Annotated in this window: 10 protein-coding genes and 1 pseudogene; 6 read left to right on the top strand and 5 right to left on the bottom strand. The window is 75.3% G+C overall.

Annotation, left to right across the window (positions count from 1 at the left end; genetic code table 11):
- Positions 1-118: 118 nt before the first annotated feature.
- The 4 genes from ACFVHB_RS17260 to ACFVHB_RS17245 all read right to left on the bottom strand — a co-directional run bounded on the left by ACFVHB_RS17260 (position 119) and on the right by ACFVHB_RS17245 (position 5,491).
- Positions 119-1,375, bottom strand: coding sequence for a CapA family protein (locus ACFVHB_RS17260; protein WP_380322037.1), 1,257 nt, complete (start codon positions 1,373-1,375; stop codon positions 119-121).
- 260 nt (positions 1,376-1,635) lie between these two features.
- Positions 1,636-2,157 (bottom strand): peptidylprolyl isomerase, encoded by a 522-nt coding sequence (locus ACFVHB_RS17255; RefSeq protein WP_380322034.1) that lies wholly within the window; start codon positions 2,155-2,157, stop codon positions 1,636-1,638.
- A gap of 86 nt (positions 2,158-2,243) precedes the next feature.
- Complete coding sequence (locus tag ACFVHB_RS17250; protein WP_380322031.1) at positions 2,244-3,059, bottom strand: universal stress protein; 816 nt, start codon at positions 3,057-3,059, stop codon at positions 2,244-2,246.
- Positions 3,060-3,100: 41 nt separating this feature from the next.
- Positions 3,101-5,491 (bottom strand): phosphoketolase, encoded by a 2,391-nt coding sequence (locus tag ACFVHB_RS17245; RefSeq protein WP_380322028.1) that lies wholly within the window; start codon positions 5,489-5,491, stop codon positions 3,101-3,103.
- A 264-nt stretch (positions 5,492-5,755) separates the two neighbouring features.
- On the opposite strand from ACFVHB_RS17245, the gene ACFVHB_RS17240 reads away from it, so the two are divergent.
- The 5 genes from ACFVHB_RS17240 (at position 5,756) to ACFVHB_RS17220 (ending at position 10,613) form a co-directional block, all read left to right on the top strand.
- Positions 5,756-6,628: a universal stress protein gene (locus tag ACFVHB_RS17240; RefSeq protein WP_380322025.1), complete on the top strand. Its 873-nt coding sequence runs from the start codon at positions 5,756-5,758 to the stop codon at positions 6,626-6,628.
- A 109-nt stretch (positions 6,629-6,737) separates the two neighbouring features.
- A complete protein-coding gene (locus ACFVHB_RS17235) occupies positions 6,738-7,616 on the top strand; it encodes a universal stress protein (RefSeq protein WP_380322022.1) in 879 nt (292 codons plus the stop codon).
- A gap of 37 nt (positions 7,617-7,653) precedes the next feature.
- Complete coding sequence (locus tag ACFVHB_RS17230) at positions 7,654-8,319, top strand: hypothetical protein (RefSeq protein ID WP_380322019.1); 666 nt, start codon at positions 7,654-7,656, stop codon at positions 8,317-8,319.
- Between the two features lie 184 nt (positions 8,320-8,503).
- Positions 8,504-9,208 (top strand): response regulator, encoded by a 705-nt coding sequence (locus ACFVHB_RS17225; RefSeq protein ID WP_380322016.1) that lies wholly within the window; start codon positions 8,504-8,506, stop codon positions 9,206-9,208.
- A gap of 349 nt (positions 9,209-9,557) precedes the next feature.
- Positions 9,558-10,613, top strand: coding sequence for a TIGR03617 family F420-dependent LLM class oxidoreductase (locus ACFVHB_RS17220; RefSeq protein ID WP_380322013.1), 1,056 nt, complete (start codon positions 9,558-9,560; stop codon positions 10,611-10,613).
- A gap of 340 nt (positions 10,614-10,953) precedes the next feature.
- On the opposite strand, the pseudogene ACFVHB_RS17215 reads toward ACFVHB_RS17220, so the two are convergent.
- Positions 10,954-11,397 (bottom strand): annotated as a pseudogene (locus ACFVHB_RS17215) (leucine zipper domain-containing protein); the annotation flags it as partial.
- 104 nt (positions 11,398-11,501) lie between these two features.
- Here ACFVHB_RS17215 and ACFVHB_RS17210 point away from each other — a divergent pair.
- A partial coding sequence (locus ACFVHB_RS17210; protein ID WP_380322097.1) for a LysR substrate-binding domain-containing protein occupies positions 11,502-11,854 on the top strand: 353 nt, incomplete at its 3' end.

Here is an 11,854-nt window from a genome sequence, read left to right as displayed (position 1 = left end):
GACTGCCCACTGCCGGAACCAGGCTGCTCAGCATGCCCATAGTTCCAACCTTTCTGGCACCCCCTATCAACTGGTACGCACGGGAGGGCCGGGCGGTTCGGGCCCGCGCCAAGATTCTTCAGGGCGCCATGGTCAGCCCCGCCGCTGCGGCGCCCCGGCTGAGCACCGCCGAGCGGATGTGCTCCAGCGCCCGGGCGTAGTCCGCCCGGCCGGGATCGCGGCGGACGGCTTCCCGCAGGTCGAGGACCCGGTAGGGCGGGCCGAGGTCCGTCACCTGCGGGACGAACTCGGCCTTCTGGACCGTCCAGCGCTGCCCCGGTCCGGTCGGCGGGGCGAAGGCGAACCGGGCGATCGAGCTCCAGTTGCCGCGCGGGTCCTCCGCGCCGTCGTGGGTGAACATGTGTCCGGCGAGCTGGTCGCCGAGGCCGTAGACCGTCCAGGTGTCGTTGATCTTCTCGTACGCCTGCGGGATGTGGGCGTGGGTGCCGAGGATCAGGTCGATGTCGGAGCGACCGCCGCCCTGCCCGTCTCCCTGCCCGTCTCCCTGCCCGGCGCCGGAACCACCGCCGGGACCGGCGCCCCGCCCGGCAGCCAGTTCGCGGGCGAGCGTGAGCTGCTGCTCGTTCGGGGCGTCCTGCCACTCGGTGCCCCAGTGGATGCTGACCACCACGAGGTCCGCGCCGCTCTGCCGGGCGGCGCGGGCGTCGGCGAGGATGCGGTCCCGGTCGATGAGGTTCACGGCCCAGGGCTGGTCCTTCGGCAGCGGGATGCCGTTGGTGCCGTAGGTGTAGGCGAGCTGTGCGACGGTGGCGCCGCCGGCCCGGAGGAGCGCGGGCCGGCCGGCCTCGGCCGCGTCGCGGGCGGAGCCGGTGTGTGCGAGGCCCACGGCGTCCATGGCGTCGAGGGTGCGCCGGATGCCGGCCGGACCGTCGTCGAGGGTGTGGTTGGAGGCGGTGTCGCAGGAGGTGTAGCCGGCGTCCTTGAGGGCCCGGGCGACCTGAGGCGGCGACTTGAAGGCCGGGTAGCCGGTGTACGGGCCGCCGTCGGCGCCGTAGACGGTCTCCATGTGGCAGATGGCGAGGTCCGCGCCGCTGATCAGCGGTTTGACGCCGGCGAACATCCTGGTGAAGTCGTACCCGTCCCCGCCGGCGTCCTCCTTGGCCTGCTGGATGATCTCGGTGTGCGGCAGCACGTCGCCGGTGGCGACCAGGGTGAACGCCCGCGGCCCGGTCGGGGACGCGGCGGCCGTGGGGGACGCGGCGCTCCTGGGGGTCCGGTCCTCCGGTGGCAGCGGCGGGTCCGGGGTGCCGCAGGCCGCCGGGCCGAGGAGCAGCGTGACGGCCAGCGCGATGGCCGGTCGGCGGGGAAGACGCATGATCGTCTCGTCTCATGATCGGAGGGCGGGGCCGAACACTGCGACTATGCGACGGCCCGGCCGTCCACCCCCCGCCCCACGCCCGACGGCCCCCGGAGGTCACCCGGAGGGCGATCCGGCCTCCGATGAGCGGTCCTCCCCCGGCCGTGGTGGGCCGGGGGAACCGCGGCACCGGCTGCGCCCGCGGCGGGCGCAGCCGGCAGCGGCGGCAGCGGCCGGCACCGACGCAACCGGTACGGCCGCCGGCGCGGACCGCGAGGTCAGCCGCGCTCGATCTCGACCTTGGTGATCACGACGTCCTCGACCGGCCGTTCGTCCTCGGTCGGCGCGGTGGCGATGGCGTCGACCACGGCCTTCGAGGCGGCGTCGGCGACCTGGCCGAAGATCGTGTGCCGGCGGTTCAGGTGGGTCGGGGTGCCGACGGTGATGAAGAACTGCGAGCCGTTGGTGCCCGGGCCGGCGTTGGCCATGGCGAGCAGGTAGGGCTTGGTGAAGAAGAGCTCCGGGTGGAACTCGTCCGCGAAGGTGTAGCCCGGGCCGCCGGCGCCGGTGGCGGTGGGGTCGCCGCCCTGGATCATGAAGCCGGCGATCACGCGGTGGAAGACCGTGCCGTCGTAGTACGGGCCGCTGCCGGGCTCTCCGGTCCGGGGGTCGGTGTACTCGCGGGTCCCTTCGGCGAGCTCGACGAAGTTCCGCACCGTCTTCGGCGCGTGGAACTGGAACAGCTCCAGCCGGATCGGGCCCCGGGTGGTGTGCAGGGTCGCGAAGAGCCCCTTGGCCATGAAAACTCCCTTGGTTCGGACATCGGGTCAGGGCCACTCTGCCACCATCCGTCCGGGGGGACGGACGCGGCACGGGGGCCGTCGGTTCAACCCTCCGGCACGACCGCGACGGGGCAGCCGGCGTGGTGGAGGACGGCGTGGACGACCGGTCCCAGGGCGCCCGCCCGGCCGGCGGACCGGCGGCCGAGCACCAGCAGCCGGGCCTTCGCGGAGGCCTCGGTCAGCACGCGGCCCGGCACCGCGTACTCGGTGTCCTCGACGACCTCCACACCGCGACGGGCCGCCCTCCACGGGAGGAGCGCCCGGGTGAGCAGGGCGGTCTCGCCGCGCCACGCCTGGCCGGAGCGCTCCGCCGGCGGCACGGCGCCGGCGTGCACGGCCCGCAGCGCGAGGCCGTACCGCTCGGCCGCGGCGAAGGCGAAGTCGAGTGCCGCTTCGGCGGGACGGCGGGCGTCCACCCCGACGATCACCTCCTCCCGCGGCTCCGGGCCCGGTCCGTCCACCGGGAGCAGGACCGTCGGGCACCCGGCCCGGGCGGCGACGTGCAGCGCGGTGGAACCGACGCGCAGCTCCCGGAACCCGCCGCTCCCCCGCGCTCCGATCACCAGCAGTTCGGCGTCCTCGCTCGCGGCGACCAGGGCCGAGGTGACGGCGTCGTGGACCTCCTCGGTGCGCGACTCCACGTGCGGGTGGCGCACGGCGAGGACGTGCCGGGCTTCGTGCAGCACGTCCTCGCCGGAGCGGGCGCCCGTGCTCCAGCTGGGGAGCAGGTGCGGCATCAAGGGCAGGGCGTGCAGCACGCGCAGCGGGCGTCCGCGCAGCAGCGCCTCGCGTGCGGCCCAGTCCACGGCGGCCAGGCCGGCTTCGGAGCCGTCGACCCCGACGACCACGGGCAGGTCCATGGTGAATCCCTCTTCCTGGTTCGGTCGTTCCTGGTCCCGGGTCAGCCGGTCCAGGTCCAGTCCTCGACCTCGGGGAGGTCGGTGCCGTGTGCACGGATCCAGTCGTGGTGCCGGGCACGCTGATCGGCCATCCGCTGGCGGACGGCGGCCGCCCGTACGGCGAGGCCGGGGGTGCGGTCGATGACGTCCATGACCAGGCGGTAGCGGTCGAGGTCGTTGCGGACCACCATGTCGAAGGGCGTGGTGGTGGTGCCGGACTCCTTGTACCCGCGCACGTGCAGGTGCGGGTGGACGGCCCGGCGGTAGGCCAGGCGGTGGATCAGCCACGGGTAGCCGTGGTAGGCGAAGACCACCGGCCTGTCGCGGGTGAACAGGGCGTCGAACTCGGCGTCCGGCATGCCGTGCGGGTGCTCCTCGGCCGGCATGAGCCGGGCCAGGTCGACCACGTTGACCACCCGGACCGCCAGGTCCGGCAGCTGGCGGCGGAGCAGGCCCGCCGCGGCGATCACCTCCTGGGTGGGCACGTCACCCGCGCACGCGAGGACGACGTCCGGTTCGCGGGAGCCGTCGTCGGTTCCGGCCCACTCCCAGATCCCGGCGCCCCGGGCGCAGTGGACGCGGGCCTCGTCCAGGCCGAGCCAGTCGAAGCACGGTTGCTTGCCGGCCACCACGACGTTGACGTGGTCGCGGCTGCGCAAGACGTGGTCGGCGACGGCGAGCAGCGTGTTGGTGTCCGGCGGGAGGTAGACCCGCACGGCCTCGGGGCTCTTGTTGAGGACGTGGTCGACGAAGCCCGGGTCCTGGTGCGAGAAGCCGTTGTGGTCCTGGCGCCAGACGTGGGAGGTGAGCAGGTAGTTGAGCGAGGCGATCGGGGCGCGCCAGGGGATCCGCCGGGTGGTGCGCAGCCACTTGATGTGCTGGTTGACCATCGAGTCGACGATGTGGACGAAGGCCTCGTAGCAGGAGAAGAGGCCGTGGCGCCCGGTGAGCAGGTAGCCCTCCAGCCAGCCCTGGCAGGTGTGTTCGGAGAGGATCTCCATCACCCTGCCGTCGTGGGCGAGGTGTTCGTCGACGGGCAGGGTGGCGGCCTGCCAGGCCTTGCCGGTGGCGGCGTAGACGTCCTGGAGCCGGTTGGAGGCGGTCTCGTCGGGGCCGACCAGGCGGAAGTCCCGGCGCGCCGCGGTGTCCGCCATCACCTGTGCGAGGAGCTGGCCGAGGACCCGGGTGGGCTCGTGCAGGCTCGTTCCGGGCTTGTCGACGGTGACGGCGAACCGCTCCAGCGGCGGCAGCGGCAGCTCGCGCAGCAGGAGCCCGCCGTTGGCGTGCGGGTTGGCACCGAGCCTGCGGCGGCCTTCGGGCACGCAGGCCAGCACGGCCGAGGTGGGCCGCCCGTGCTCGTCGAACAGCTCCTCGGGCCGGTAGGAGCGCAGCCAGGCCTCCAGTTGGGCGAGGTGGGTGGGGTCGTCGCGGACCCGGTCCAGCGGTACCTGGTGGGCGCGCCAGGTGCCTTCGACGGGGAGACCGTCCACCTGGGCCGGGCCGGTCCAGCCCTTGGGGGTGCGCAGCACGATCGCCGGCCAGGCGGGGCGCCCGGTGGCGCCGCCCTCCCTCGCGGCCCGCTGGATGGCGGTGATCCGCTCCACGGCGGTGTCCAGGGCGGCCGCCATGGCCCGGTGGACCTGCGACGGGTCGTGCCCCGACACGTGGAGGGGTTCGTGTCCGTACCCGCGCAGCAGGGCGTCGAGCTCGTCCTCGGGCAGGCGGGCGAGGACGGTCGGGTTGGCGATCTTGTAGCCGTTCAGGTGCAGGATCGGCAGGACGGCGCCGTCGTGCACGGGGTCGAGGAACTTGTTGCCGTGCCAGGAGGCGGCGAGCGGACCGGTCTCGGCCTCGCCGTCGCCGATCACGCAGGCCACCAGCAGGCCGGGGTTGTCCAGGGCCGCGCCGTAGGCGTGGGACAGCGCGTAGCCGAGTTCGCCGCCCTCGTGGATCGAGCCGGGGGTCTCGGGTGCGACGTGGCTGGGTACGCCGCCGGGGAAGGAGAACTGCTTGAACAGCTTCGCCATGCCCTCGGCGTCCCGGGTGACACCGGGGTAGGTCTCGGTGTAGCTGCCCTCCAGCCAGGAGTTGGCGAGGACGGCGGGTCCGCCGTGTCCCGGGCCCCAGACGCAGATCGCCGAGAGGTCCCGGAGTTTGACGACCCGGTTGAGGTGGGTGTGCACCAGGTTGAGGCCGGGTGAGGTGCCCCAGTGGCCGAGCAGGCGGGGCTTGATGTGCTCGGGGCGCAGCGGCTCGCGCAGCAGCGGGTTGGCCATCAGGTAGATCTGGCCGGCCGCCAGGTAGTCGGCGGCCCGCCAGTGCGCGTCCAGCTCCTGGAGTTCCCGGTCGGACAGGCCGGCGGGCACCGGCGTCGGCGGTGAGGTGGCGGGCATGCTGGGGTCTCCTCGGGGGTCGTCGGGCACGGCGCTCAGCGCCCGGGGGCCTCACCCATCGTCACGATCCGGACACCGCCGCGGCCAGGGTCGACCGGGGCACCGCCGAGCCGTCAGGCCGGGACCAGTGACCCTGCCCACCGGGACCGCGCGGCCCTGGGCCCACGGCCTGCGGAGGGCGGAGGCTGGCGGAGCCCGCCGACCGGTGACACCGGTCGCCCCCGCCCGTACGCCCCTGACCCGCACGAGAACCGGAGCATCCCCATGAACACGTACGTCCTGGCCGGCGTGGACGGCTCGGCCGAGAGCACGGCCGCGGCGCGCTGGGCCGCCGCCGAGGCCGTCCGACGCGGCCTCACCCTGCGCCTGGTCCATGCCCGGACCTGGCTGGACGACGTCCACGCCGACCCGGGCCGGCCCGCCGACGTCCGCGCACTGACCGTCCGTCTGCTCTCGGACGCCGAGCGGGCGGTCCTGGACGCGTACCCCGGTCTGGAGATCCGGACGGAGCTGATCGGGGGCGCGGAGCCGATCGAGGCGCTGACCGGGGCCGCCTCCGACGCGGCACTGCTGGTCCTCGGTTCGCGGGGGCTCGGGGGCTTCACCGGCCTGCTGGTCGGATCGGTCGGTCTCGCCGTCGCCGGCCGGTGCGAGGTGCCCGCCGTCTTCGTCCGCGCCGGGGAGTCCGAGCGGCCCGGCGGCCCCGGCCGGCCCGAGGTGGTCGTCGGCGTCGACACCCGTTCCCCCTCCCCGGAGGTCGTCGAGTTCGCGTTCCGCGAGGCCGCCCGACGTGGGGCCGTCCTGCGCGCCGTCCACGGCTGGGAGCCGCCGCCGGTCTGGGGCTACCCCGGCTGGGTGCCCCCGCTGGCCGAGGCGGAGCAGTTCCGCGCGATCGAGGGCGAACTGCTCGGCGAGGCGCTGACCGGTTGGCGGGAGAAGTTCCCGGACGTCGAGGTGGTCGAGGACAGCCGGACCGGCACCGGTTCCTCCGCACTGGTGGAGGTCTCCTCCGGCGCCGCCGTCGTGGTGATCGGCCGGCGGCGCCGCCCGCACCACGTCGGGATGCGGCTCGGCCCGGTCGCCCACGCCGTCCTGCACCACGCCCACGCCCCGGTCACGGTCGTCCCGCACGACTGACCGGCCGCCCACCGGTGGTGGACCCCACGGCGGCGTGAGGTCCACCACCCTGCTCCGGCCACCGGTTCGTCCGGGCCCGGATCCGTGACCTCACGAGGGAGAAGCACACATGACGCGCTCTGTTATCACCGGAATCGACGGTTCGCCGCAGAGCGAGGCCGCGGCCCTGTGGGCGGCCGCTGAGGCTCGCCGCCGGGGCCGCGAGCTCCGCCTGGTGCACGCCTGGCCCTGGCTCCGGGCCGGCGAGGAGGACGCTCCGCGCCCCGGCGACCTGCGACCGAGGGCGCTGGACGCGCTCCACGAGATGGCCGACCGGATCCGGCGCGACCAGCCGGGTGTGCGGGTGGAGGCCGGCGTGATCTCGGACGATCCCGTCGACGGGCTGGTCGCCGCCTCGCGCGGACAGGAACTCCTGGTGCTCGGGTCCCGCGGACTCGGCGGGTTCGCCGGCCTCCTGGTCGGCTCGGTGGGGCTCGCGGTCGCGGCCCGCGCGCCCGTCCCGACGGTACTGGTGCGCACCGGACAGGCACCCGTCGAGCGGCCCGCGGCCGCCGGGGCGACCCGGGAAGTGGTGGTCGGTCTCGACGCCCGGGAACCCGGCGACGCCGTCCTCGAATTCGCCGTCGCCGAGGCCGGGCTGCGCGGCTGCCGGCTGCGCGTCGTCCACGGGTGGAGCCTGCTGCCCGCCTGGGCGTACGGCGGCCTGATGCCTCCTCAGGCGGACCTGAGGGTGCAGGAGGCCACCGAGGCGGCCCTGGTGTCCCCGGCCCTCACCGCCCTGAAGGAGAAGCACCCGGGCGTCGACATCGTCGACGACCTCCGCCTCGGCGGTGGTGCGGTGGCCCTGCTGGACGCCTCCGCCCGTGCCGACCTGGTCGTCGTCGGCAGGCGGGAGCGCCGTCACCACCTGGGAGCCCGCCTGGGTCCGGTGGCCCACGCCGTGCTGCACCACTGCGCCGCTCCGGTCACCGTGGTCCCCCACCCGTGAGCACCGCCCGCCCGAGCAGCGACAAGGAGTACCCGCCATGTCCGACCACCACCGTCCGGTCCGGTCCGGGAGCCCACCCTCCCGGCGGTGCGGCCACCTGCGCCGGGCTCTCGGCCGGGAGCGCAATCCGCTCTGCCGCACCCTCGACCGAGCCCGGAGCCGGGCGGTCGTGTTCACCGTCCTCGGGATCGCGCTCGCGGCACTCCTCGGGGCAGCCGCCGCCGTGACCCAGCTAGCCGCCGGCCAGCGGCAGGCCGCGGCCACCGCCGCGCGGCTGCACCGCGTCGAGGCCGTGGTGCAGGGCTCCGTCCGGAAGGCGGAGGCCAGCGTCGCCGGCGGGAGGGCCGTGCACCGCGCCGACGCGGCCTGGACCTTCCCCGGTGATCAGCGCAACACCGGAAGCGTCGACGTCCCCCGGAACACCGGACCCGGCGCCGCCGTCGGGATCTGGGTCGACCAGGACGGTCGCCCGGCCGCCGCGCCGCGGAGCACCGCCGACCTCATCGGCGACTCCGTGTGCCCGAACGTGTTCCTCTTCGGCGTGCTCGCCGTTCTCGCCTCCGCCGGGCTGGGCGCGAGGCTGAGCGTCCTCGACCGTCGCGCCGATCACGCGTGGACGCGGTCCTGGGCCCGGCTGGAGCCGGTCTGGAGCGGCCGCGCCTCGCGCGACGACCAGCAGAGCCGCCCCGACACGCCGTGCTGAACCCCCGGGGGTCGAGCGGGCCGCCGTCCGACCGCCCGGTTGCCCGATGCGGTCCGCCGACCGCCCCCGCTCCCCGGCCGGAACAGGGCCTCACGGCCCTATCGCCCCGGGCCCCGGTCACGTCAGACTGCACGGAGGTTCACAGGGCCTGCCGACGGGGCGGGCCCACGGGGTTGGAGCGGTGATGACGGACAGTCCGGCGGCCGGGGCGCAGAGCCCGGTGAAGGTGTTCCTCCTGGACGACCACGAGGTGGTGCGCCGTGGCGTCCACGACCTGCTGGACGCCGAACCGGGCCTCCGGGTGATCGGCGAGGCCGGGACGGTCGAGCAAGCGCTCGCCCGGGTCCCCGCGCTGCGCCCCGACGTCGCGGTGCTGGACATGCGGCTGCCGGACGGCGACGGCGTGACGGTCTGCCGCGAACTGCGCTCCCGCATGCCCGGCCTGGCCTGCCTGATCCTCACCTCGTTCGACGACGAGGAGGCGCTCCTGGACGCCATCATGGCGGGGGCCGCCGGCTACGTCCTCAAGCAGATCAGCGGCACCGACCTCGTCTCCGCCGTCCGCACCGTCGCCTCCGGCCAGTCGATGCTCGACCCCGGCGCCACCACCCGGTTGATGGCCCGCCTGCGCGGCGACGCCGTCGCCGAACAGAGCTCCGGCCTGCCCCAGCTCACCGAACGCGAGCGGGAGGTCCTCGCCCTGGTCGGCGAGGGGCTCACCAACCGCCAGATCGGCCAGCGGCTCTACCTCGCCGAGAAGACGGTCAAGAACCACATCTCCCGCCTGCTGGCCAAACTCGGCGTGGAACGGCGCGTCCAGGCCGCCCTGATCGCCACTCAGACCGCGGTGGCCGCCCCCGCGCGGCCGCCCGGTCGGCCCGGCCGCTGAACCGGCCATCCCGGGACACCCGCCCCTACCGTGCAGGCCCGGTCGGCGCCTCACCGGGGACGTACCGGCGGGCCGACTCCGTACGCGCTCATGCCGGCGGGCCACCGCCCGCCCCGGCCGGGTTCGGTCCCGGCCGGGTTCGGTCCCGGCCGGGTTCGGTCCCGGCCGGGTTCGGTCCCGGCCGGGTTCGGTCCCGGCCGGGTTCGGTCCTTGCCGGGTTGCGGCCCGCCGGCGCCTCGGGGGCGGGTCGGCAGGCGGCCCTCACCGCCGGGTGCATCCGGGGGAGACGGACGCGGCGTGGGAGGCTGTCGGTCGTACGCGCCCCCGATCCCGACCAGGAGCCCGCCCCATGAACCGTCCGCCGGCCGCCGCCCCGCGCCTCGACGCCACCGTCTCCGGGGATCCGGGCGGCATCCTGGACGCCGCCGAGCAGGCCGAACGGCGGGGCATGGACCGGCTGATGGTCCCCGAGACCGCCTACGACCCGTTCCTCCAACTGGCCCGGGCCGCCGACCGGACCAGCGGCATCGAGCTGGCCACCGGCGTCGCGGTCGCCTTCGCCCGGACGCCGATGACGCTCGCCTACCAGGCGTGGGGCCTGCACGCGGCCTCCGGCGGACGGGCCGTCATCGGCCTCGGCTCGCAGGTCAAGCCGCACATCGAGAAGCGCTTCGGCATGCCCTGGGGCCAGCCCGCCGCCCGGATGCGCGAGTACGTGCACGCGGTGCGGGCGATCTGGCACAGCTGGCAGACCGGGGAGCGGCTGCGCTTCCGCGGCGACTTCTACACCCACACCGTCATGACGCCGGTCTTCGCCCCCGACCCGGTCCCGGCCGGCGTGCCGCGGATCCTGCTGGCCGGCGTCGGGCCGCTGATGGTCCGGACGGCCGGGGCGGTCGCGGACGGCTTCCTCAGCCACCCCTTCACGTCCGTCGGCTACCTGACCGGGCAGGTGCTGCCCGCCCTCGCCGAGGAGCGGGCCCGGGCCGAGGCCGAGGGCGCCGCCTGGACCGGCCGGCCGTTCGAGGTCGTCGGCCAGGTGCTGACCGCCACCGGGCGCACCGAGGAGCAGCTGCGCGCCAACCGGGCCGCGCTGTGCGAACGCCTCGCGTTCTACGCCTCCACCCCCGCCTACCGGCCGGTCCTCGCCCACCACGGCTGGGAGGACCTCCACGAGGAGCTGCACCGGCTGTCGCTGCGCGGGCGGTGGACGGAGATGGCCGCGCTGGTCGACGACGACCAGGTGTTCGACACCTTCGCGGTCGCCGGTCCGGTCGAGGACGTCGCCCGCGCGATCCACGGCCGCTGGGCCGGCCTGGCCGACCGGATCTCCGTCAGCCAGCCCGATGCCGCCGACCCCGGCCTGGCCCTGGACGTGCTCGACGCCGTCCGCGCCCTCGGCTGAGCGCTGAGCACCGCGCCCTGGGCGGCTCGGCGCCCCGGGCGCCGGGGACCCGGGCCGGCTCGGGGCCAGGCGGCTTCGCCGTGGACGTGCACGTCGTGGGCGTCGTGCAGGCCGTCCATGGTGGTCCGGTCCGCCTCGCCGCGGGCGATCCGGCCCAACCGGCGGAAGTAGTCGGAGCGGACGACGCCCTTGTGAGCAGGGCGAAGAACTCGGCCGGGCCGTCCGGGGCGGCGCCGATGGCGTAGACGGAGCCGGGCGCGACGACGGCCAGACCGCCCCGGCCGACCCGGGTGAGCTCGCCGTCCAGCAGGAACGCCATGGTCCCGCCCAGGACGTGGAAGGATGTTGCCGAGCTTCTTGATGTCGACGTGGACCAACTCGCCCGGTACGGCGCGTTCGTAGCACCGCACCGGGCGGCCGGTGGCGCGGTCCAGATGGGCCGGGCGGGCGAGTCGGTAGCGGACCAGGGCCCGGTGCACGGTGACCGGGTTGAGCCGCAGCAGGTAGGCGATGCGGGCCGGCCCCAGCGGCGCAGGACGCGGACCTTGATGATCCGCCGCTCGGTCCGCGGGTGCGGGCGTCGCGGGCTGCGGTGGGGCCGGCTGGAGCGGCCACTCATGCCGGCCTCGCCGAGCGCGCGGTAGCGGTCGGCCCAGCGCTTGGCCGTGGTGGGTGAGACCTGGAAGCGCTCGGCGGCGCGCCGCAGCGGCCAGCCGTCCTCGACCACACAGCGGGCCGGACGCAGGCGTCCGGTCTCGGTCAGCGGTGCGTTGCGGTGTGGCATGAGGGCCTTCCTGGCTGTAGGTGCAGATGTCGCAATCCACACCGCGCCAGAAGGTCCTCACTCATTTCGAGATCACCGCGCCGTGAACCCCGTCACCAACCTCCATGGTCAGTAAGCGGCTGGACGCAGTCCGCTCGGGGGCGCTGGACGCCGCACTGATCCGCGGTGAGGAGCGGCTGCCCGGGCTGGAGTTCGTGCCGCTGTGGGAGGACGCGCTGCTGGTCGCCCTCCCGGCGGGCCATCCGCCGGCTGGACGGGAGCGGCCGGGCCCCGCCGACCTGGCCCGCCGGCCTGCCGGTGCGGCTCGCGCCACGGGAGCGCAACGCGGCCTTCCACGCTCTCGCCACCCTGGCCGGGCTGGCCGCGGACGCGGCCGCCGGAGCGCCGTCCTGGACGGTATTCGACGAGGTCCGGCCGCTGCCGGCGACGCGCAGGGGCGCCCTCCGCGCCTGGGACG

This window comes from Kitasatospora sp. NPDC127111 (assembly GCF_042677465.1).
GTDB lineage: Bacteria > Actinomycetota > Actinomycetes > Streptomycetales > Streptomycetaceae > Kitasatospora.
The sequence above is the reverse complement of the archived record's forward strand: the minus strand, read 5'-3'. Positions and strand labels throughout refer to the sequence as shown.